Source organism: Sphingomonas sp. TF3, assembly GCF_003985085.1.
GTDB lineage: Bacteria > Pseudomonadota > Alphaproteobacteria > Sphingomonadales > Sphingomonadaceae > Sphingomonas.
Genome location: NZ_RWKS01000019.1, coordinates 26,769 through 48,482, shown reverse-complemented (window position 1 = coordinate 48,482; position 21,714 = coordinate 26,769). Strand labels below are relative to the sequence as shown.

Genomic DNA, 21,714 nt, shown 5'->3' with positions numbered 1-21,714 from the left:
AAATTAGCTCGCACGAAGACGCAAAGGCACAAAGTTAAGAGAGAAGAAGAACGGTTCTGCGCTGCGCGCTATTCGTGGCGCAGCGCGTCGATCGGGTTGAGCGAGGCCGCGCGGCGCGCCGGGAAATAGCCGAACACCACACCGATCAACGCCGATATGCCAAAGGCGATGATGTTGATTTGCGGCACGAACAGGAAATCGACCTTCATCACGCCCGATAGCCCCAGTACCGCCACTTGCGCCACGATCAGCCCGATCACCCCGCCCAGCATCGACAAGGCAATCGCCTCGACCAGAAACTGCATCAGCACCTCATTCGCCACTGCGCCGATCGCGAGGCGGATGCCGATCTCGCGCGTGCGTTCGGTTACCGACACCAGCATGATGTTCATGATGCCGATGCCCCCCACGATCAGGCTGATCGCCGCCACCGTGGTGACGATGCCGGTGAGCAAGGTCGTCGATTGCGTCAGCGTCGCGGAAATCTGCGCGGTGTCGAAGATGTTGAAATCATCGTCCTTGCCGCCGGTGATGTTGCGCCGTTCGCGCAGCAGATTCTCGATCGCGGCCTGCACTGCGGCACTCGAATACGCCTGGTCGACGCCGACCAGCATCAGCTTCAGATCGGTCGAACCGGTAAAACGGCGCTGCACGGTCTTGAGCGGCATGATCACGACATCGTCCTGGTCACCGCCAAAGCCGGCCTGGCCGCGCTTCGATAGCAACCCGATCACATCACACGAAATCCCGCCGATCCGCATCCGCGTACCGAGCGGAGAGCCACCGCGATAAAGATTGTCGTTGACGGTATTGCCGATGATACAGACCGATTTGCCTGCAGCCTCCTCGGTCGGCGAGAAATAGCGGCCCTCGGTCAACGGCCATGGTTGCACCAGGAAATATTCGTTGGTGGTGCCGTTGACGGTCGTCGACCAGTTCGCGCCTTCGTAAATTGCGGTCGCGGAGGTGCCTGCCTGCGCCGCCACAGCGGTGACCCCGGCGATTTGATCGCGGATCGCGGCCACGTCCTGCGGCTTGAAATCGGGCGGGCGCGGTCCGCCGCCGCCACGGCCGAAGCCCTGTCCCGGACGCACTTGCAGGATGTTGGTGCCCAGCGACGAGATCGATTTCTGCACCGCCGCGGTGGTGGCGTTGCCGAGTGTCACCATCGTCACCACCGCCGCCACGCCGATAATGATGCCGAGCGTCGTCAGGAACGACCGCAATTTGTGCCGCGAGATCGAGCGCAGCGCGAGGATGAGCGTGGTGCCGAGCATCAGTCGAACGCCGGAACCTGGCCGGGCGCATGCTGCGTATCGACGCGCTCGACCAGGCCGTCCTTGAAATGCACGATCGTGCGCGCAAACGCCGCCATGTCGGGCTCGTGCGTCACCATAATCACCGTAATCCCGCTGTCGCGGTTGAGCCCGGCGAGCAATTGCATGATCTCGACCGAGCGTTCCGAATCGAGGTTGCCGGTCGGCTCGTCGGCCAGCAACACCGCCGGGCTGGTGACGATCGCACGCGCGATCGCAACGCGCTGCTGCTGCCCGCCCGACAGCTCGGCAGGCGTGTGATCCCACCAGTCGGCCAGCCCGACCTTGTCGAGCGCCGCCATCGCCGCCGCGCGCCGCGCCTTCTTCGCGTCACCGCGATAGAGCAGGGGCAGTTCGACATTCTCCAGCGCGCTGGTGCGTGCGAGCAGATTGAACCCCTGGAACACAAACCCAAGATATTTGCGCCGCAGCAAAGCGCGCTGGTCTCGATCCAGCGTTTCGACATGCACGCCCTTGAACTGGAAGGTCCCGCCGCTCGGCACGTCGAGACAGCCGAGGATGTTCATCGTCGTCGATTTGCCCGATCCGCTCGCCCCCATCACCGCGACGAAATCCCCTTCGGCGATGTCGAGGTCGATGCCCTTCAGCGCCAGGAACGCGGTCGCGCCCTCGCCATAGGTCTTGGTGACGCCGCGCAGGCTGATGATCGGCTGCCCCGCGGCGGGCCCGATCCGTGCGCCGCGCTCGATCGCGACGGGCGCGCTACTGGCCACCGCTCTGCCCGCCATTGCCCTTGCGCTTGCTCGATCCGGGAGCCGTAGCGCCGGTCGCCAATTGCCCGGTGATGACCTTGTCGCCGACCTTGAGGTCACCGCCGATAACTTCGGTCATCGTGCCGTTGCTCTCGCCCGTGGTGATTTGCACCGGCTGCGGCGTGCCCGTCGCATCGGCGACATACACTGTCTGCGATCCCCCGCGCTTGACCGTCTCGCCCTTGGTCGAGCCAGCCCCGCCGCGCCGCGGCCCGCGCGGAATCAGGGCTCCCGCAATACCGCTGTTCGCGCTGGCTCCCGTCGCCGCCGGCTTGAAGCGCAAGGCGGCATTGGGCACCAGCAACACATCGGTCTTGGCGCTGGTGATGATGTCGGCGGTCGCCGTCATCCCAGGGCGCAATTGCAGGTCGCCATTGGCGACACTGAGCGTTGCGCTGTACGACACCACCTGCCCGGTGGTGGTGGTTGTCGAGGTCGTGGTGGAGGTCTGCGCGCTCAGGTTCGACCCGAGATCGACGCGCGTGATCGTGGCGGGAAAGGTCTTGCCGGGAAAGGCATCGACCGTGAAGGTCGCCTTCTGCCCCTGTTTGACCGATCCGACATCGGCCTCATCGATCGCGACCTGCAATTTCATCGCCGACAGATCCTGCGCGATGACGAACAAGGTCGGCGTGCTGAACGATGCGGCAACGGTCTGGCCCGGCTCGATCTGGCGCGCGAGCACCACGCCGTTGACGGGCGAGCGGATCACGGTCTTGAGCAACTGCGTGGCGTTGGACGACAGCGTCGCGCGCGCCGACACCACATTGGCCTCGGCCGCCTTCACATTGGCGATGGCGCGGTCACGATCGGCAAGCCCCTGTTCCAGCTCGGTCTTGGCCGGTACGCGCCCGCCCGACAGGCGGCTGACTTCCTGCAAGCGCGCCAATTGCGCGACCGACTGTGCCAGCGTCGCCTGGTTCTGCGCCACGGTTGCCTGCGCGGCGTTGAGCGCGGCCTGGCTCTGGTTGACGGCATCCTGAAAACGCGAGGGATCGACCAAAGCGAGCGGCTGACCCTGGGTGACGCGGTCATTGACGTCGACCACCACCTTGGTGACCAGGCCCGACAATTCCGAGCCGACCTGCACCTGGTTGGTGGGAGCAAGCTTGCCCGTTGCGGAAACGCTGACCGATAGCGCGCCGCGGGCGACGGTTTCGGTGGCATATTCGGGCTTGGCGCTTCCGGCGAGGCAGCTCTTTAGCGCCAAAAGCAGCAGGATCACGCCAAGCGCGACCGCCCCCCATTTGGCCCAGCGCCGCCACGCAGGAACCGGCTTGGCCCCCAGAAAGGCGTCCAGATCGGGACGAGTGTTGGAGGTGGCGGGATCGGCCATTTATCGTACCTGCGCGGGAGAAGAAGGAGTCGGGAGCGTCGTCGGATCGGCAGCACTGTCCCAGCCGCCGCCGAGCGCGAGATAGAGCTGGACCAGGGCATTGGCGCGATCGGACTGCGCCTGCGACAAGCCGTTGCGCGCCGACAACAGGCTGCTCTCGGCGGTGTTGAGCGTGGTAAAATCGGTCAAACCCGCGCGATACTGGCTGCGCGACAGGATCGCGGTGTTGTTGGCGGCATCGAGCGCGATGGTGAATTCCGCCACGCGACGCTTGGCACTGTCGAGCGCGACCACGGCATTCTCGACATCTTCCAGGCCGGTCAGCACGGTCGACTTATACGCCGCCAGCGCACCGTCTGCGGCGGCTTCGTTGGCGCGGACTTGCGAATGCAGCCGCCCGCCATTGAAGATCGCCTGGGTCAGCCCGGCAAAGGCCTGCCCCGCAATCGTCTGGAACAAATTGCCGATCTTGGACGCATCGGTCGAAAAGCTGCCGCTGATCGCCAGCGCCGGATACAGTTGCGCCTTGGCCACGCCGATCTGCGCGACAGCGGCGGCCAGCGAGCGTTCGGCCGCGCGCACGTCGGGGCGCTGGCGCAGCGTATCGACCGGAATGCCCGTCGCGACCGAATCCGGCCCGGCGGGGATCGGTTTGACCGCTTCCAGCTCGGCTTTCAGCGCGCCCGGTGCCTGCCCCGTCAGCACGCCGAGCCGCGACACCGCCGCGTTGTAATTCTGTTCGAGCGTCGGGATGGTCGCCGCCGTGCTGGCGCGCTGCGAGCGCGCCTGTTCGGCATCGAGCGACGACACCAGCCCCGCTTGCACGCGGAAGCCCGCAATTTCGAGATTGTCGTCCTGCAGCACCAGCGAGCCGCGCGCATTGGCAAGTTGCGCCTGATACAGCCGCGCCAGCATGTAATTGCGCGCGGCTTCCGCCTGGGTCGACAGCAGGACGGTGGCATAATTGAAGCCCGACGCCTGATATTGCGCGCGGCTGGCATCGATGGTCCCGCGGATCTCGCCGAACAGCCCGGCCTGATACGACGCGCTTAGCCCGACCGACAGCGTGTCGCCGGAACCGCGCCCGGTGATGATCGTCGCCCCGCCCGGCAAAGTGGTGGTGCCGCCGACAATGCTTTGCGATCGGGTATAGCCCGCCGATCCACTCAGCGTCGGCAACAACTGCGCGCGCGACTGGATCAGCGCTTCGCGTGCCTGGCGCAACCGTGCGACAGCCTGCGCGATATCGAGGTTGTTGACGCGCGCGCGCTCGACGATGCTGGCCAGCAAGGGATCGTCGAAATTGGCCCACCATGTCGTGATGTTGGCCAAGGGCCGCGTGTCGGCGGCCACCGAATACCCATCGGGGACGCCCAGCGCAGCCGGGGTGGCGGGGTGGTAGGCGGGTCCGACCGAACACCCCGCAATCGGCAATGTCAGGGCGAGCAACAGGACGATCGGGGAGCGCATGATCCCTATTTGACTAATACACCACGCGCGGTCCACCGAAATTTCGTGACAATCTGTCGCGGAAACTACGTCTTGCGTTACTCCATTTCCAAAATGACCGCATCGACGGCGAGACTGTCGCCGGTTTTGGCGTTGATCGTCTTGACCGTGCCCGCTTTTTCGGCGCGCAGGATGTTTTCCATTTTCATCGCTTCGACCACGGCGAGCGGCTGCCCGGCTTCGACCTTGTCGCCTGCGGCGACATCGAGGCGCATCAGCAGGCCCGGCATCGGGCAGAGCAGGAACTTGGACAGATCGGGCGGGATCTTCTCGATCAGATGCTGCGCATAAGGCGCGACATGCGCGGGCAGCACGCGCGCAACATGGCTCGCGCCGCGCGTGGTCAGCTTGAAGCCGGTGCGCGTGCGCGCGATCTTCACGGTCAGCGGGGCGTCATCCAGCTCGGCCTCGACCACGCGGTCGCCCGGCGTATATTCGAGCGCGATATCGAGATCGGCATCGTCGACCGTGATCCCCGTCGTCGAAATCGCGACCAGATGCTCGGCGTCACCGATCTTGACCGACCAGTCCGACGGCGGCCGCAGGCGCTTGCCGAGTTGCCCGTCGATGCGGCGCGCGCGGTCTGCCTCAGCGGTCGCGGCAAAGGCGGCGATCGCAGCCAGCGCTTCGGACAGTTCGGGCGATGCGGGCGCGCCATGGAAACCGTCGGGATATTCCTCGGCGATGAAACCGGTGGTGATATTCCCGCTGCGGAAGCGCGGATGCTGCATCAGCGCCGACAGGAAATCCAAATTGTTGCCGGGCCCCTCAATCTCGAACGCGTCGAGTGCCGCGATCTGTTCGTCAATCGCCTCGATCCGCGTCGGCGCCCAGGTGATCAGCTTGGCGATCATCGGGTCATAGAACATGCTGACCTCGCCCCCCTCGCGCACGCCGTCGTCGACGCGGACATAAGACTCCCCTCCCGCTTGCGGGAGGGGTTGGGGGAGGGCATTTCCGGAGGACTCAGAGTTCGTCAGCAGCCCCTCCCGCAAGCGGGAGGGGGACGTATACGGCGTCCCCTTGCTCTCAGGCGGGTTATACCGCACCAGCCGCCCGATGCTCGGCAGGAAGCCGCGATACGGGTCCTCGGCATAAACGCGATTTTCCACCGCCCAGCCGTTCAACTGCACATCGTCCTGCCCGAACCCCAGCGGCTCGCCCGCCGCGACGCGAATCATCAGTTCGACCAGATCGAGCCCGGTCACCGCCTCGGTCACGGGATGCTCGACTTGCAGGCGCGTGTTCATTTCGAGGAAGTAGAAGCCCTCGCCGGTTGTATCCGCACCCGACACGATCAGTTCGACCGTGCCTGCCGAATAATAGCCAACCGCGCGCGCCAGCGCGACCGCTTGCTCGCCCATCGCCTTGCGCATTTTCGGCGTCACGAACGGTGATGGCGCTTCCTCGACCACCTTCTGATGCCGCCGCTGGATCGAGCATTCGCGCTCGCCGAGATAGACGATGTTGCCGTGCTGGTCGCCCATCACCTGGATTTCGATGTGGCGCGGGCTTTCGATGAACTTCTCGATGAACACGCGGTCGTCGCCGAACGACGCCAGCCCCTCGCGCTTGGTCGCCTCAAAGCCTTCGCGCACGTCCTGTTCGCTATAGGCCAGCCGCATCCCCTTGCCGCCGCCGCCCGCGCTCGCCTTCATCATCACCGGATAGCCGATATCGGTGGCGATCCGCACCGCTTCCTCGGTATCGGCAATCTCGCCCAGGAAACCGGGGACGACATTGACCCCGGCCTGCTTGGCCAGCTTCTTCGATTCGATCTTGTCGCCCATCGCGGCGATCGCGGCGGGCGGCGGCCCGACAAAGGCGATCCCCGCCTCGGCGCAGGCCTTGGCGAAGCTCTCGCGCTCGGAGAGGAAGCCATAGCCCGGATGGATGCAGTCCGCGCCGGTTTCCTTGGCCGCAAGCAGGATCAGATCGGCGAGCAAATAGCTCTCCCCCGCCGGCGGCGGCCCGAGCCGCACGCTCTCATCCGCCATCAGCACATGCGGGCTGCGCGCATCGGCGTCGGAATAGACCGCGACCGTCGCGATCCCCATCTTCTTGGCGGTGCGCATCACCCGGCAGGCGATTTCACCACGATTGGCGACCAGGATTTTCTTGAACATTCTACTCTCCCCTCCCGCTTGCGGGAGGGGCCGGGGGAGGCCGTCCGCAAGGGGTTGATGTCTTGGGGGGAGGAAGGCCCCTCCCCTAGCCCCTCCCGCAAGCGGGAGGGGAATTACGCGGCTGCCACCCGCATCGGCTCTTCGCCCGTCATCGGCACCAGCCCGAGCTTCGCCAGCAGCGCGGTGTCCCTGTCGTCACCGGCATTGCCCGTCGTCAGCAATTTGTCGCCGACATAGCCGAATCCGCCACCGCGCGACGTATCCTGCGCGTCGCGGCCTTTCATATAGGCATAGGTCCGCTTCCACTGCGCGGTCATCGCGGCATCCGCCCGCGCGTAGCTCGATCCCGCGCTACGGTTCATGTCCGCCTGGGTCTGCGGAGCCGCAAGAAGCAGCAGGAAACTCAACAACATCAAATGCATCCTTTTAAGAGCATGGCGATCACCCCTCGCGAAAGCCGACGGCGATAGCGCGCAGTTGCTTGATCCGCTGTCGGGTCATGTCGGTCACGCATTGGCTCGAGATGATAGCCTCCAAAGACCCGCCCTGCGCGTAATCGGCTTCGAGCGCGCATTGTTTGTCGCGGTACAACACCCAGGCGCGCTCGGCGGCGATCAAGTCCGCTGCGGCACTCGGTCGGGCTCGGCGTTGCGTAGACCCAAAACCCTTGTCGGCTGCGCGCGCAGAGGCGACCACATCGGGCCAGATTCGGTTGAGATCGGCATCGGCCGTCGCAGCAGCCACCGCCCAACACGCACTTATCTCCGCGTCGGCACCTGCTTCGCAGGCACCGACTGCCGAAGCCTGAAGCAGGAGCGCAGCCATCAGCACCTGGCGCAACTCTTCCGCATCGGCTCTTCACCCGTCATCGGCACCAGCCCGAGCTTCGCCAGCAGCGCGGCGTCCTTGTCGTCCCCGGCATTGCCGGTGGTGAGCAATTTGTCGCCGGTGAAGATCGAGTTGGCACCGCCCAAGAAGCACAAGGCCTGCGTCGCCTCGGACATGCTCTCGCGCCCGGCCGACAGCCGCACCATGCTCAGCGGCATGGTAATGCGCGCCACCGCCACCGTGCGGACGAACTCGATGTCGTCGATCTTGGCGAGCGGGGTGTCGGCCAGCATGTTGCCAAGCACGGTGCCCTTGACCGGCACCAACGCATTGACCGGCACGCTCTCCGGGTGGCGCGGCAAGGTCGCCAGCGCATGGATGAAGCCGACCCGGTCGCCGCGCGTCTCGCCCATGCCGACGATGCCGCCGCAGCACACGTTGATGCCCGCGCTCCGGACATGATCGAGCGTGTCGAGCCGGTCCTGGAAGGTGCGCGTGGTGATCACCTCCGCATAGTGTTCCGGCGAAGTGTCGATATTGTGGTTGTAATAATCGAGCCCCGCGTCGGCGAGCTGCTCGGCCTGGGTCGGCGTCAGCATCCCAAGCGTCATGCAGGTTTCCATGCCCATCTGGCGCACGCCCTGCACCATCTCGATGATCGCGGGCATGTCCTTGTCCTTGGGGTTGCGCCACGCCGCGCCCATACAGAAGCGCTGGCTTCCCGCATCACGCGCCTGCGCCGCCGATTGCAGCACCGCGCGCACGTCCATCAGCTTGCTGGCCTTCAGCTCGGTATCGGCGCTGGCCGACTGGTTGCAATAGCCGCAATCCTCGGGGCAGCCGCCGGTCTTGATCGACAGCAGCGTGCAGAGCTGCACCTGCCCCGCCGCATGATGCGCGCGGTGGACGATCTGCGCGCGGAACATCAGTTCGTCGAACGGCAGGTCATACAGCGCCGCGATTTCCGCGCGGGTCCAGTCCTGCCGCACACCGTTCGTTTCGAGCGCAGTCGAGAAACCCTGCGCAGCGCCCGAAACAGGCTTCTCGACTTCGCTCGAAGCGAACGGAGCATTAGGGGCCATAACGTTCATTCCACACTTTCCTCAACCGGGGGCATATTATGCCCCAGCAATCTAAGCACTTCGCCCGCCGCCTCGACCAGATTGGTGCCAGGCCCGAAAATCCCCTGTACGCCCGCATCGCGCAGGAACTGGTAATCCTGCGCCGGGATTACCCCGCCCGCGATCACCTTGATGTCACCGCGCCCGGCGTCGCGCAAATGGCCGATCAGTTCGGGGATCAGCGTCTTGTGCCCTGCCGCCAGGCTGGAGGCACCGACCACATCGACATCGCGGTCTATCGCGAGCTTGGCAGCCTCGGCAGGCGTCTGGAACAACGGCCCCGGCACCACCTCGAAGCCGAGATCGCCAAATGCCGACGACACCAGATTGGCACCGCGGTCATGCCCGTCCTGCCCCATCTTGGCGACCAGCATCCGGGGCTTGCGGCCATTGCGCGTCTCCAGCGAGACCACGCCCTCCTTCAAGCCCCGCCACGCCGCATCAAATTGGTGCGCGCCGCCATAAATGCCCGACACCGGCGTCGGCACGGTGTCATAGCGCCCGAACACATCCTCCATCGCCGAGGAAATCTCGCCCAAAGTCGCCCGCTGCCGCGCGCATTCGACCGCGAGCGCGAGGAGGTTGTCGCTCCCGCGCGCGCCTTCCCGCAACGCCGCCAGCGCCGCCTGGCACTTCGCCTCATCGCGCCCCGCCTTGGAGCGCGCGATCCGCGCAATCTGCGCCTCGCGCACCGCGACGTTATCGACGTCGAGAATGTCGATCGGGTCCTGCTCGGCCAGCTTATATTTGTTGACCCCGACAATGACGTCCTCGCCCTTGTCGACCCGCGCCGCGCGCGCAGCGGACGCTTCCTCGATCATCGCCTTGGGCCAGCCATTGGCGACGGCTTGCGCCATGCCGCCCTCGGCCTCGACGCGCTCGATAATCTCCCACGCTTTGTCGACCAGCTCCTCGGTAAGAGCCTCGATATAATAGCTGCCGCCCAGGGGATCGACGACCTTGGTCATCCCCGTTTCTTCCTGCAGCACGATCTGCGTGTTGCGCGCGATCCGTGCCGAGAAATCGGTCGGCAGCGCGATCGCTTCGTCCAGCGCGTTGGTGTGCAGCGATTGCGTCCCCCCCAGCATCGCCGCCATCGCCTCGACGGTGGTGCGGATCACATTGTTATACGGGTCCTGCTCGGTCAGCGACACGCCGCTCGTCTGGCAATGCGTGCGCAGCATCTTGGAGCGCTCGTCATTCGCGCCAAGATCGGTCATCACCCGGTGCCACAGCTTGCGCGCCGCGCGCAACTTGGCGACCTCCATGAAGAAGTTCATGCCGATCGCGAAGAAGAAGCTCAGCCGCCCGGCAAAGGCATCGAGATCGAGCCCGCTCGCCATCGCGGCTTTCGCATATTCGCGCCCGTCCGCGATCGTGAAGGCCAGTTCCTGCAGCTGCGTCGCGCCCGCTTCCTGCATGTGATAGCCGGAGATCGAGATGCTGTTGAACTTCGGCATATGCGCCGAGGTGTAGGCGATGATGTCCGAGATGATCCGCATGCTCGGCGCGGGCGGATAGATATAGGTGTTGCGGACCATGAACTCCTTGAGGATGTCGTTCTGGATGGTCCCGTCCAGAAGCTCCTGAGGAACGCCCTGCTCCTCGCCCGCGACGATGAAGAAGGCGAGGATCGGGATCACCGCGCCGTTCATCGTCATGCTGACCGACATCTTGTCGAGCGGAATCCCGTCGAACAGGATCTTCATATCGTCGATCGTGTCGATCGCCACGCCCGCTTTGCCGACATCGCCGGTTACGCGCGGATGGTCGCTATCATACCCGCGATGCGTCGCCAGATCGAACGCGACCGACAGCCCCTTCTGCCCCGCCGCCAGGTTACGCCGGTAGAAAGCGTTGGAGGCTTCCGCAGTCGAGAAACCCGCATATTGCCGGATCGTCCACGGCCGCCCCGCATACATTGACGCGCGCACCCCGCGCGTGAACGGCGCGAAGCCGGGCAGACCGGGATCGATCCCTGCCACATCAGCCGCAGTGTAGAGCGGCTTGACGTCGATCCCTTCCGGCGTGTGCCAGGTCAGATCACGCCCCTTCACCTCTTTCGCGGCGAGGGCCTGCCAGTCTTCAAGGGTGGGTTTGTCTGTCATCGGTCCATTCCTCCTCTCCCATCGGGAGAGGATACGAAGGCTTAGCCGCGCAGCGGCTTAGCCGAAGTTGGTGAGGGTGACCCTCACCCTTCCGCCGCCTTACGGCGGCTCCCTCCCTCTCCCAAAGGGAGAGGGAATGCAACTCACGCCCCTTTGAACACCGGCTTGCGCTTTTGCAGGAAGGCGATGCCGCCTTCCATCGAATCCGCACTGCCGCGCACGGTGCGCTGATTCTCGGCTTCCTGCAGCATCGCGGCGGCATAATCGACTTCATAGGCATGGCGGATCTGCCGCCGCATCAGCCCCAAGGCGAGCGTCGGCCCCGCCGCCAGCCGCTCGGCCAAAGCGAACGCCTCGGCGTCAAGCGCATCGTCGGCGACGACCTTGTGGATCATCCCCCAGTCGAGCGCCTTGGCCGCCGCGATGCGCTCGCCCAGCAGCATCATTTCGGTCGCGCGCGCCCGGCCGATCAGGCGCGGCAGCATCCAGCTTGCGCCGCCGTCGGGCACCAGCCCGATATTGACGAACGCCTGCAGGAAATAGGCGGTCTCGGAGCCCACGCAGAAATCGGCGGCCAGCGCCAGGCTGCAGCCGATCCCCGCCGCCGGCCCGCGCACCGCGCTGACCACCGGAACGCCCAGATCGGCGATCGCCGCGATCGTCGGGTTATAGGCCTCGGTGAGGGCGGCGAAGGTAGCATTGCCGGGATCGTCGCTGCCCAGCGCCCCGCCCGCGACATCCGCACCCGAGCAAAACCCCCGCCCCGCCGCCGCGATCAGCACCGCGCGCGCACCGTCGAGCGCACCGAGCGCGCTCCGCAATTCCACGAACATTGCAGGCGGCGCGGCATTCAGCCGCTCGGGCCGGTTGAGCGTCAGCACCAGCACATCGCCGCGCCGGTCGGCCTCGATCATCGTATAGCTCATGGCATTCCTCTCCTGTCCCCGGCACAACGCGGTGCCAAGGTATCAATGGGCGTCGGTCGGCGTCTCCATCAGTTCGACCAGTACGCCGCCCATATCCTTGGGGTGGACGAAGACGATCGGCGTGCCATGCGCGCCGATACGCGGCTCGCCCAGAATGGTCGCCCCCTTCGCCTTCAACGCGGCGACGGCGGCATGGATTTCGGGCACTTCGAAACAGACATGATGCTGCCCGCCCGCCGGGTTCTTGCGCAGAAAGCCCGCAATTGGCGAACTTTCATCATAGGGCTCGATCAGTTCGATCTGCGTGTTGGGCGTGTCGATGAAACAGACCTTCACGCCCTGCGCCGACAAATCGAAGGGTTCGCCAATCCGGGTCGCACCCAGCACGTCGCGATACAGCGCGATCGAACCTTCGATCGACGGCGTCGCCACGCCGACATGGTTGAGCCGTCCGAGCGTGAAGGCCGTCATCGGCAAATGCCTTTTGCGGGCGCAGGCAGGGTCATTGATCGTCCCCCGGCTCAGGGTTGGCTGGCGGAGTAGCGGCGGTTGCCGCCACGCGCGGCGGGGCCTTGCCGAATTCATAGCCGCAGGCCGACAGCACTTGTCGGATCGGCGCTTCGCCCGGACCGACGAACTGCGCCTCTACCACCTTTTCCTCGGGGTCGATCACGCGAACGCGGATCGATTTGCCGTGCGCGATCATGACGGACAGGTTGCTGACGACCGCATCGTTGCTGATGAAGGCACCGCTGCCGGGGAATTGCCAGTTGGTGCCAAGCCAGCCGCCATCATCGACATTGATCGATACCGGGCGCGGCAAAGCTGCCGAAAAGCCGGGCTTGGGGATGAACTGGATCGAAACGATCTTTTCGTTGGTCACGTCACAGCGCACGACCAGCCGCGCCTTGGCGTCGGTCGACCAGGCCGAACTCGAGGTCGATGTATTTGCGCCGTTGACGTGCGTTTGAATCGCCCACGGCGCTGCGGTGGGTGCGGGCGCTGCCGCCTGGAGCAGGAGCAGCGCGAGCATCACTGCGCCACCACGCTTTCGGGCAGATCCTTGCCGAACACCCGCTGATAATATTCCGCCACCAGACTGCGCTCGGTCTCGTCGCATTTGTTGAGGAAGGACAGGCGGAAGGCGAAACCGACATCGCCGAAGATCAGCGTGTTCTGCGCCCAGGTGATGACGGTACGCGGGCTCATCACCGTCGAAATGTCGCCATTGATGAAGCCGCGCCGCGTCAGGTCCGCCACGCGCACCATATTCTCGACTTGGCGTTTGCCCTCGGGGTGATCATATTCGCCCGATTTGGCGAGCACGATCCGCGCCTCGACGGCGGCAGGCAGATAGTTGAGCGTGACGACGATGTTCCAGCGGTCCATCTGGCCCTGGTTGATCTGCTGCGTGCCGTGATACAGGCCCGACGTGTCGCCCAGCCCCACCGTATTGGCGGTAGCGAACAAGCGGAAATAGGGGTTGGGGCGGATCACGCGGTTCTGGTCGAGCAGCGTCAATTTGCCCTCGGTTTCCAGCACGCGCTGGATCACGAACATCACGTCGGGGCGGCCGGCATCATATTCGTCGAACACCAAAGCGGTCGGCGTCTGCAACGCCCAGGGCAACAGCCCCTCGCGGAACTCGGTGACTTGCTGGCCGTCCTTCAGCACGATCGCATCGCGCCCGATCAAGTCGATGCGGCTGATATGCGCGTCGAGGTTGATGCGGATGCACGGCCAGTTCAGCCGCGCCGCGACCTGTTCGATATGCGTCGATTTGCCGGTGCCGTGATAGCCCTGCACCATCACGCGGCGGTTGTGCGCAAAGCCTGCGCAAATCGCGAGCGTGGTGTCCTTGTCGAACACATAGGTCGGGTCGAGATCGGGCACGCGCTCATCGGCTTCGCTGAACGCGGGGACCTGCATATCCGAATCGATCCCGAACAGGTCGCGGACCTTCTTCATCTGGTCGGGCGCGTCGAGGATCGTGGTCTCGCGGCTGTCGGGCTGAGTGTTCGGAATCGTGGTCATTGCTGAATGCTCTGCAAGGTGGTTGCCCCCTCCCTAGCCCTTCGCATCGCGCGAAGTCGAGACGTGAGTTTCATGCAATTTTGGGCGGCAGTTCGAACACAGTGCAGAAGCGTGCGGCGAGCGCGACATCGCCGCTGACCGCCAGCCGCCCCCACGACACCACCTCCGCCAACGGCGTCGTGCCGAACAGCGCGGGCAGAAAGGCGTTGGGCTCGCCTTCAAACACCGCATCGGGATCGGCGACGTCGCCGCGGCTGACCGTCAGCGCGCCATCGGCAATGCGGGCACCATAACGCTCCTTACCGAGCACGAAACCGAACGCCCCGGCAAAGCCCCGCGCTCGTTCGGGGTGAAACATCATGCGCAGCGCCAGCATCAGCGCCACGCGCGAAAAGGGCAGCGACGGGTCATGCGCGGGCGACCGCAACGCCCAGCGCCCCAGCGCCATCACGATCGGCTCGGCTTCATACCCCCACGGCGTCAGCGCATAGACCTGGACATTGGCGGGCGACGGCAGCGTCGCGCGCGCGAGAATCCCTGCCGCCTCCAGCCCCTGCAACCGCTGCGTCAGCACGTTGGCGCTCAGGCCCGGCAAACCGCCGCGAATTTCGCTGAAACGTCGCGGCCCCAGCAGCAATTCGCGGATGATCAGCAGCGACCAGCGCTCCCCCACGAACTCCAGCGCCAGCGCGGTTCCACACGCATCGTCATACCAGCGCTTCGTCGCGACCGGAGGAGTTTTGGTCACTTTTTCTAACTTCATGGTTGTTTTAAGTAACCTGAAGATGCATCAAATACAAACAGCGAGTCGCAAAAGGAGAGGTGCGCCGTGGCCAACGCCGTCTTTATCAATTTGCCCGTTGCCAACGTCGCTGCGTCCATCGCCTTTTACGAAGCGATCGGCTGCACCAGGAACGAGCAGTTCTCCAACGCCTCCGGTGCGGCGATGACGTGGTCGGATTCGGTCAACTTCATGCTGCTCGCCCACGATCTGTACAGCAGCTTCACCCCCAAACGGATCATCGATGCGCACGCGACCAGCGGCGCGCTGTTCGCGCTGGCGCTCGATTCGCGCGAGGCGGTGGATGCGTTTGCGGCGCGCGCGCTGGCGGCGGGCGGGCGCGAGGCGCACGGCGCGGAGGACGAAGGCTTTATGTATTCACGCGGGATCGAGGATCCCGACGGCCACGGCCTCGGCCCGTTCTGGATGGATGCCGACGCCGCGCCCGCTGCGCAGCCGCAGGCGGAAACGGCCGGCTGACCCGATCAATCCCGCCACCCACCCTCGAACGATCAGGAGAGGACGCATGTATATCGACGGCTTCGTGATCCCCGTGCCGACCGAGCGCAAGGCCGAGTTCCTCGACCATGCGCGCCTGGTCGACGCGATGTTCCTGGAACTCGGCGCGACGCGCATCGTCGAGGGCTGGGGCGACGACGTTCCGGCGGGTCAGCACACCGATTTCGCACGCGCCGTCGCCGCGACGGCGGAGGAAACGGTGGCGTTTTCGTGGATCGAATGGCCCGACCGGGTGACGCGCGATGCGGCAATGGAAAAGATGCGCAGCGACCCCCGGATGGCGGACACGCCGATCCCGTTCGACGGCAGGCGCATGATCTTCGGCGGGTTCGACCCCGTCCTCGACCTCACGGCCTGACCTTAACGCGAGAGGAGCGCCCCATGACCAACCCACACGGCACCCCGATCTGGTACGAGTTGCAAAGCATCGACCCGCCCGCGTCGAAAGCGTTCTACGATCACGTCATCGGCTGGTCGATCGGCGAGCCCACTCCCGAAATGGATTACCGCATGATCGAAACCGGGCACGGCGCGGTCGGCGGGGTGATGCGGCTGACGCCCGAGATGGCGGCGGGCGGGGCGAGGCCCGGCTGGCTGTTCTACCTTGGCGTAGACGATGCCGATGCGACTGCCGATGCGATCAAGGCCGCAGGCGGAACGGTGCATATGGGCCCATGGACCATGCCGGGGGTCGGCCGCATGGCGGTGGTCGCCGATCCGCAGGGCATCCCCTTCTACATCATGCGCGGCGACAGCGACGCATCGAGCACCGCTTATGAGCGCACCGGCATGGGCAAGTGCAACTGGAACGAGCTGATCACTCCCGATCAGGACGCCGGCGACGCCTTTTACCGCAGCGTGTTCGGCTGGAACTATCCCGACGTCATGCCGATGGGGCCGATGGGCGAATATCGCTTCATCGCGGTCGGCAACCTGACCTTCGGTGCGACGATGCGGCATGACGGCTCGGGCCCGCCGCCCGGCTGGCGCTTCTATTTCCGCGCGCCCGATATCGAGGCGGCAGCCGCCAAGGTGACCGAGGCGGGCGGCAGCGTGACGATGGGGCCGATCGAGGTCCCCGGCGGCGACCGCATCATCGTGGCGAGCGATCCGCACGGCATCGTCTTCGGCGTGGTCGGCCCGGGTGACGCTGCCGTCGCTGAGCATTGAGCGTTCAGGCGAACGCCGCCGCGCTCTTTAGCTGGGTGTAGGCTGCGATCACGTCCTGCAGCTTGCTCTCGAAACTGCGGTCGCCGCCATTGCGATCGGGGTGATATTTGCGCACCAATTCGGCATAGCGTTCGCGCAAACCGCGCCGGTCGACATCGGGGGCGAGCCCCAGCACCTTGAGCGAGCGCCGGTCGACCTCCGACAAAGGCCGCCCGTCCTTCCGCTCTGGCTCCATCTTGCGCCGGAAACGCGCGCCGATCGCGTCGAGCGGATCGCTGAAATCAGACCATTTCGGCGGCACGTCCCCGCCCGAATGCGCGAAGGCGCGCGTCTCGCGCTCCCATCCGGCGAACGGGCGCTGTTGCGCGTGGATTTCCTCGGGGCTCATACCGTTGAAGAAATTGTAGCGCGCGTTGAACGCGCGGACATGGTCGAGGCAGAACCAGCGATAGCCACGCGGGCCATCCGCACCGAAACGCGGTCCATCGCCCGCCGGCGCGCGAAATTCACCGGCTTCGTCGCAGCCCGGTTCCTCGCACACGCGCCCGCTTCCCTCCACGCGTCCGTGGAAGCGCGGGGCGGGCCGCTCTCTCGCGCCATCTTTCTTGTCGTCGTCGCGGGCCACGCGGCTCCCTCAAATGCAAAAGCGGTCTATATAGGCGCGATGACAGACCCTGCCACCGCCCCCCATCCGATTCCGCGCCCGATCGTCGACGAGATTCGCGACCGCCTCGTCGCCGCCCTCTCCCCGACCGCGCTCGATGTCTCCAACGACAGTGCGCAGCATGCCGGGCATCTCGGTGACGACGGCACCGGCGAATCGCACTTTACCGTCACGGTCGAATCCGGGGCCTTTGTCGGTCTGTCGCGCGTTGGGCGACAGCGTTTGGTCAATCAGGCGCTGGCGGACCTGCTGCGGGACCGCATTCACGCCCTCGCGATCCGCGCCCGGGCTCCGGGAGAATAAGCGATGCGCTACGGTCTGTGGTATTGGCCCGGAATCCAGGGGCGTGGCGAATTCATCAGATTGCCGCTGGAGGCAGCGGGGATCGCCTATGTCGAATGCGGCCGCGTCGAGGGTGAGGACGCGCTGGTCGCCAACATGGCCAAACATGCCACCAAGCGCGGCCCCTTCGCGCCGCCCTATCTTGAACTCGACGGCATGGTGATCGCGCAGGTCGCCAACATCCTGCTTTTTCTCGGCGACCATCATCAGGTCGGCGCATCGCGCATTGCCGACCGGTTGTGGCTCAACCAGTTGCAATTGACGATCGCCGACATGGTCACCGAGGTCCACAGCGTCCACCACCCGATCGCCGGGTCACTGACCTATGAGGCGCAGAAGGACACTGCGCTCGCGGTAGCCAGGGTGTTCCGCGAGGAGCGCATGCCCAAATTCCTCGATCACTTCGAGCAGGCGGCCAATAGCGGCTCGGGCGAATGGCTAATCGACCATCACTGGACCTATGCCGACACGTCGCTGTTCCAGTTGGTCGAGGGGCTGCGCTATATGTTCCCCAAGCGGATGGCCGCGCTCGAGCCCGCTTATCCCGGCCTGATCCGCATCCACGATCTCGTCGCCGATCTGCCCGGCATCCGCGCCTATCTGAAGAGCGAACGCCGCCTGCCCTTCTCGCAGAACGGCATCTTCCGCCATTATCCCGAGCTCGACGCTGCATGACCCGCACCCCCCGCCCCGCCGCGCGCATCGTGTTGCTCGATCCGGCGGGACGCGTCCTGCTGTTCCGCTTCGACCCCGATGACCGCCCGCCTTTCTGGTGCACGCCCGGCGGCGCGCTCGATCCGGGCGAAGACTACCCCGCCGCCGCCCGACGCGAATTGCTGGAGGAAACCGGCTTCGATCTCGATCCAGGCCCCGAAATCCTGCGCCGCGAGGTGGATTTCATCACGATCGAAGGCGTGCCCGTCACCGCCGACGAACGCTATTTCCTCGTCCGCGCGCCGCACGACCGGATCGAGACGCACGGTCACACCGCGCTCGAACAGCGCGTGATGACGCGCTGGCGCTGGTTCACCCGCGCGGAACTGACGCAAGCGACCGAGCCCTATTTCCCGAGCGACCTGCTCGCCCTTCTCGCCGATCTGGAGGCACAGCCATGACCAATGACGATCTGATCCTGCAGACGATCACCCCCTCGACCCACGATCTCGGCGGCTTCAAGGTGCATCGCACCTTGCCGTCGCGACCGCGCACGATGGTCGGCCCGTTCATCTTCTTCGACCAGATGGGCCCCGCACGGCTGGAGGTCGGCACCGGCATCGACGTGCGCCCGCACCCGCACATCAATCTGGCGACGGTCACCTATCTGTTCGCAGGCGCGCTCGGCCACCGCGATTCGATCGGCAGCGACGTGGTGATCGAGCCCGGCGCGGTCAATCTGATGACGGCAGGGCACGGCATCGTCCATTCCGAACGCTCGCCCAGCGCCGAGCGCGCGGTCGGCCCCGAATTGTCGGGCATCCAGACCTGGCTTGCCTTGCCCGAAGCGGATGAAGAGCGCGATCCCGCCTTCGAGCATGTCGCCAAGGCCGATCTGCCGACGGTCGAGACGCCGGGGGCCCGTGCGCGCGTGGTGATGGGCAGCCTATGGGGGCAGAGCGCGCCGACCACCACTTATGCCAGCACGATCTATGCCGACATCGTGCTCGATGCAGGCGGCGCGGTGCCGATCGATGCAGAGGCCGACGAGCGCGCCATCTACATCGCGATTGGCGAAGCGACGCTCGACGGCATGACGCTGGAGCCGATGACGCTCTATGTGCTCAAACCCGGCGTCGCCGCGACGCTGCGCTCCGCCACCGGTGCGCGCGCGATGCTATGCGGCGGCGAGGCGTTCACCACCCCGCGCCACGTCTGGTGGAATTTCGTCTCGTCCAACCGCGACCGCATCGAAGAAGCCAAGCGCGCCTGGACCGCAGGCGAATTCCCCAAGGTGCCCGGCGACGACAAGGAATGGATCCCGATCCCCGGCGTGCCGAAGACCGTGAGTTATCCCTAAGCCTATCCGTCACCCCGGGCTTGTCCCGGGGTCCACCGTGCCGCAAGATCGCCTGCGGCTGGCGAAGACCAGCAGTGGACCCCGGGACAAGCCCGGGGTGACGCCGGGAGATGACGATGACCACCTTCACCCTTACCCCCATCCCCCTGCCGACCGGCGTCACGCTCGACGTCGCCACCGCCGGCGACCCGGCGCACCCGCCGATCATCCTGCTCCACGGCTTCCCCGAATCGCACCGCACCTGGCGGCATGTCATCCCGCAGCTCAGCGCCGATCATTTCGTCATCGCGCCCGACCAGCGCGGCTTTGCGCGCTCGTCCAAGCCAGCAAATGTGTCCGATTATACCCCCGACAAGATGGTCGCCGATTTGCTCGCGCTCGCCGACCATTTCGGCCTCACCACCTTCACGCTGGTGGGCCACGATTGGGGCGGTGCGATCGCGTGGATGGCGGCACTGCAAAACCCTAAGCGCATCACGCGGCTGGTGATCGTCAACGCGCCGCATCCCTTCGTCTTTCAGCGCACGCTGTTCGACGACATGGCGCAGCGCGCGGCGAGCCAATATATCCGCGCCTTTCGCAACCCCGATTTCGAAAAGCACGTTGCCGGAATCGGCCTGTCGGCGTTCTTCGACGGCAGCTTTTCGGCGCATACCGATCTCGCCAAGCTGGCCGAGGAAAAGCCCATCTATCTCGACCAATGGGGCCAGCCCGGCGCGCTCACCGCCATGCTCAACTGGTATCGCGCCAGCCCGATTATCGTCCCGGCAATGGACGAAACGCCCGAGCGCCCGGCCTTTCTCGACGCGCCGTTTCCCCCGATCCAGCAGCCGACGCTGGTGGTGTGGGGCCTCAAGGACGCCGCCCTCCTGCCAAGCCAGCTCGAAGGTCTCGACGCGCTCGTCCCCGACCTGACGCTGGTCAAGGTCGATGCCGGGCATTTCGTCCCCTGGGAAAACCCCGACGCGATCGTCGCGGCAATCCGGGAGTGGGAGCGCCCCTGATCCTCAAACCCGCACCCGCGCCGCCTCGGGCAACGCGACCGAAGGCGACGCATCGCCCGCCTCCCCGCGCGTATCGATCCACGTCCCATGCGCATGCGCCGTCGCAACCGTGGTCCACGCGCCATCCCCCGGCCATGACCGCGCCCGCACCACCTGATGCCCCAGCGCCCGATCGGGCTCCATCATCACCCAGCCGAGCGGCCGGTCCGCGCTCGCCCGCGCGCCCGCCGCCTTCATCGCAGCGCGGATGCGCTCGGCCACCGGCTCGGGCAGATATTGCCACACCACCGAATGCATCAGCACGCGCGTCACGCCCGCCGCTTGCGGCTCGGCCAGCCGCGCCTCGATCCAGTCGGCGGCATCGGCCTGCACCAGATCGACCCCGCGTTCGACCTGCATCGCGATCGCGGCCCGCACCCGCACCAGCCGTTCGGGCGTCTCGGGCCAGACATAGGCTGCCAGCCGCGCCGCCACCGTGCGATCGGTCGCATCGAGCGGCTGGACGTCGCAGCCGCGCACCGACACGATCTCCAGCGGCACCACCGGCGCGGGCGGCCCGCTCCACACCGGCGTGATCGTCACTGGCGAATCGGCCGGCCCATAAAAGGTCCCGCCCAGATCGAAGCGATAACGGTCGATCAGCAAATTCAGCCCCGCGCTCGACCCGATCTCGAGCAGCTCGAGTCTCGGCCCGCGCGCCCGCGCAATCTCGATCAACCCCAGCAGCAACGCCGCCGATCGCCCCGGCTCATTGGTCTGCGGCGGCCCGTCGAGCCACGGCAGCAGCGCCGCTTCGTGATCGGCCAGCACGCGCTCCAGCGTGGCGACAATCTCGGCCTGCTCGGTCACCACGCCCGCAAACACCGCCGCCAGCCCGTCATCCTTGCCCGCCTGCACCAGCGCGTGCAACCCGCCAAAAAAGCGCAGCGGCAGCGCATCGCGCGTTGGCTCGCCCGGCCAATCGAGGATGCGCGCGCCTATCACGCTATCGCGCGTCAGCCCAGCCGCCACCGCGCCCGCCATCCGGCCATAGATCGGCGCGGCATTGGCGTCGCAATAATGCTGCTGGATCAGGAACGCCCCGCGATTATTCTGCTCGCTCGCCATAATGGTCCTCCGTCTGTCCGCCCTGTTGTTGCGCCC

At 65.8% G+C, this 21,714-nt stretch carries 24 protein-coding genes; 8 read left to right on the top strand and 16 right to left on the bottom strand.

Going from position 1 to position 21,714, the window contains the following annotated elements:
* Nucleotides 1–68 precede the first annotated feature (68 nt).
* The 14 genes from EJC47_RS16010 to EJC47_RS15940 form a co-directional block, all read right to left on the bottom strand.
* Nucleotides 69–1,277 (bottom strand): ABC transporter permease, encoded by a 1,209-nt coding sequence (locus tag EJC47_RS16010; RefSeq protein WP_126848896.1) that lies wholly within the window; start codon nucleotides 1,275–1,277, stop codon nucleotides 69–71.
* Nucleotides 1,277–2,065, bottom strand: a complete 789-nt coding sequence (locus EJC47_RS16005) for an ABC transporter ATP-binding protein (protein WP_231565285.1) — start codon at nucleotides 2,063–2,065, stop codon at nucleotides 1,277–1,279. Before EJC47_RS16005 ends, EJC47_RS16010 begins: the two co-directional genes overlap by 1 nt.
* Nucleotides 2,040–3,425, bottom strand: a complete 1,386-nt coding sequence (locus EJC47_RS16000; protein WP_126848895.1) for an efflux RND transporter periplasmic adaptor subunit — start codon at nucleotides 3,423–3,425, stop codon at nucleotides 2,040–2,042. The genes EJC47_RS16005 and EJC47_RS16000 overlap by 26 nt, the downstream gene beginning before the upstream one ends.
* Entirely contained in the window at nucleotides 3,426–4,895 is a 1,470-nt protein-coding gene (locus tag EJC47_RS15995; RefSeq protein WP_126848894.1) for an efflux transporter outer membrane subunit, read from the bottom strand.
* Nucleotides 4,896–4,972: 77 nt separating this feature from the next.
* Nucleotides 4,973–7,060 (bottom strand): acetyl-CoA carboxylase biotin carboxylase subunit, encoded by a 2,088-nt coding sequence (locus EJC47_RS15990; protein ID WP_126848893.1) that lies wholly within the window; start codon nucleotides 7,058–7,060, stop codon nucleotides 4,973–4,975.
* Between the two features lie 113 nt (nucleotides 7,061–7,173).
* Entirely contained in the window at nucleotides 7,174–7,473 is a 300-nt protein-coding gene (locus tag EJC47_RS21580) for a hypothetical protein (RefSeq protein ID WP_409574490.1), read from the bottom strand.
* A 28-nt stretch (nucleotides 7,474–7,501) separates the two neighbouring features.
* Nucleotides 7,502–7,885, bottom strand: coding sequence for a lysozyme inhibitor LprI family protein (locus EJC47_RS15980; RefSeq protein WP_126848891.1), 384 nt, complete (start codon nucleotides 7,883–7,885; stop codon nucleotides 7,502–7,504).
* Nucleotides 7,885–8,877: a biotin synthase BioB gene (gene bioB, locus EJC47_RS15975; protein WP_126848915.1), complete on the bottom strand. Its 993-nt coding sequence runs from the start codon at nucleotides 8,875–8,877 to the stop codon at nucleotides 7,885–7,887. The genes EJC47_RS15980 and bioB overlap by 1 nt, the downstream gene beginning before the upstream one ends.
* A 98-nt stretch (nucleotides 8,878–8,975) precedes the next feature.
* Nucleotides 8,976–11,117, bottom strand: coding sequence for a methylmalonyl-CoA mutase (scpA, locus tag EJC47_RS15965; protein WP_126848890.1), 2,142 nt, complete (start codon nucleotides 11,115–11,117; stop codon nucleotides 8,976–8,978).
* Nucleotides 11,118–11,260: 143 nt separating this feature from the next.
* Nucleotides 11,261–12,043 (bottom strand): enoyl-CoA hydratase-related protein, encoded by a 783-nt coding sequence (locus tag EJC47_RS15960; RefSeq protein WP_126848889.1) that lies wholly within the window; start codon nucleotides 12,041–12,043, stop codon nucleotides 11,261–11,263.
* A gap of 42 nt (nucleotides 12,044–12,085) precedes the next feature.
* On the bottom strand, nucleotides 12,086–12,514 hold the full coding sequence (gene mce / locus EJC47_RS15955) for a methylmalonyl-CoA epimerase (protein ID WP_126848888.1): 429 nt from the start codon (nucleotides 12,512–12,514) through the stop codon (nucleotides 12,086–12,088).
* Nucleotides 12,515–12,545: 31 nt separating this feature from the next.
* The gene (locus EJC47_RS15950; protein ID WP_126848887.1) at nucleotides 12,546–13,076 is read right to left on the bottom strand and encodes a hypothetical protein; all 531 of its coding nucleotides are present in this window, start codon (nucleotides 13,074–13,076) and stop codon (nucleotides 12,546–12,548) included.
* A complete protein-coding gene (cobS, locus tag EJC47_RS15945; RefSeq protein ID WP_126848886.1) occupies nucleotides 13,076–14,077 on the bottom strand; it encodes a cobaltochelatase subunit CobS in 1,002 nt (333 codons plus the stop codon). The genes EJC47_RS15950 and cobS overlap by 1 nt, the downstream gene beginning before the upstream one ends.
* Nucleotides 14,078–14,147: 70 nt before the next feature.
* The gene (locus EJC47_RS15940) at nucleotides 14,148–14,825 is read right to left on the bottom strand and encodes a winged helix-turn-helix transcriptional regulator (RefSeq protein WP_260591612.1); all 678 of its coding nucleotides are present in this window, start codon (nucleotides 14,823–14,825) and stop codon (nucleotides 14,148–14,150) included.
* A gap of 81 nt (nucleotides 14,826–14,906) precedes the next feature.
* Here EJC47_RS15940 and EJC47_RS15935 point away from each other — a divergent pair, with 81 nt between their 5' ends.
* Genes EJC47_RS15935 through EJC47_RS15925 form a run of 3 tightly spaced genes read left to right on the top strand, consistent with a single transcriptional unit; the run spans nucleotide 14,907 to nucleotide 16,547 of the window.
* Nucleotides 14,907–15,338, top strand: coding sequence for a VOC family protein (locus EJC47_RS15935; protein WP_126848884.1), 432 nt, complete (start codon nucleotides 14,907–14,909; stop codon nucleotides 15,336–15,338).
* Between the two features lie 46 nt (nucleotides 15,339–15,384).
* Nucleotides 15,385–15,735, top strand: coding sequence for a DUF1428 domain-containing protein (locus EJC47_RS15930; protein ID WP_033967136.1), 351 nt, complete (start codon nucleotides 15,385–15,387; stop codon nucleotides 15,733–15,735).
* A gap of 23 nt (nucleotides 15,736–15,758) precedes the next feature.
* On the top strand, nucleotides 15,759–16,547 hold the full coding sequence (locus EJC47_RS15925) for a VOC family protein (RefSeq protein WP_126848883.1): 789 nt from the start codon (nucleotides 15,759–15,761) through the stop codon (nucleotides 16,545–16,547).
* A 4-nt stretch (nucleotides 16,548–16,551) separates the two neighbouring features.
* Here EJC47_RS15925 and EJC47_RS15920 read toward each other — a convergent pair whose 3' ends face one another.
* On the bottom strand, nucleotides 16,552–17,172 hold the full coding sequence (locus tag EJC47_RS15920; RefSeq protein ID WP_126848882.1) for a J domain-containing protein: 621 nt from the start codon (nucleotides 17,170–17,172) through the stop codon (nucleotides 16,552–16,554).
* Nucleotides 17,173–17,211: 39 nt separating this feature from the next.
* On the opposite strand from EJC47_RS15920, the gene EJC47_RS15915 reads away from it, so the two are divergent.
* The 5 genes from EJC47_RS15915 to EJC47_RS15895 all read left to right on the top strand — a co-directional run bounded on the left by EJC47_RS15915 (nucleotide 17,212) and on the right by EJC47_RS15895 (nucleotide 20,571).
* The gene (locus tag EJC47_RS15915) at nucleotides 17,212–17,514 is read left to right on the top strand and encodes a BolA family protein (RefSeq protein WP_033967138.1); all 303 of its coding nucleotides are present in this window, start codon (nucleotides 17,212–17,214) and stop codon (nucleotides 17,512–17,514) included.
* A gap of 3 nt (nucleotides 17,515–17,517) precedes the next feature.
* Entirely contained in the window at nucleotides 17,518–18,228 is a 711-nt protein-coding gene (locus EJC47_RS15910) for a glutathione S-transferase (RefSeq protein ID WP_126848881.1), read from the top strand.
* Nucleotides 18,225–18,668, top strand: coding sequence for an NUDIX hydrolase (locus EJC47_RS15905; RefSeq protein WP_126848880.1), 444 nt, complete (start codon nucleotides 18,225–18,227; stop codon nucleotides 18,666–18,668). Before EJC47_RS15910 ends, EJC47_RS15905 begins: the two co-directional genes overlap by 4 nt.
* On the top strand, nucleotides 18,665–19,567 hold the full coding sequence (locus EJC47_RS15900) for a pirin family protein (RefSeq protein ID WP_033967142.1): 903 nt from the start codon (nucleotides 18,665–18,667) through the stop codon (nucleotides 19,565–19,567). Before EJC47_RS15905 ends, EJC47_RS15900 begins: the two co-directional genes overlap by 4 nt.
* 116 nt (nucleotides 19,568–19,683) lie before the next feature.
* Nucleotides 19,684–20,571, top strand: coding sequence for an alpha/beta fold hydrolase (locus EJC47_RS15895; protein ID WP_126848879.1), 888 nt, complete (start codon nucleotides 19,684–19,686; stop codon nucleotides 20,569–20,571).
* Nucleotides 20,572–20,574: 3 nt separating this feature from the next.
* On the opposite strand, the gene EJC47_RS15890 is transcribed toward EJC47_RS15895, so the two are convergent.
* The gene (locus tag EJC47_RS15890; protein ID WP_126848878.1) at nucleotides 20,575–21,678 is read right to left on the bottom strand and encodes a DUF2332 domain-containing protein; all 1,104 of its coding nucleotides are present in this window, start codon (nucleotides 21,676–21,678) and stop codon (nucleotides 20,575–20,577) included.
* Nucleotides 21,679–21,714 lie beyond the last annotated feature (36 nt).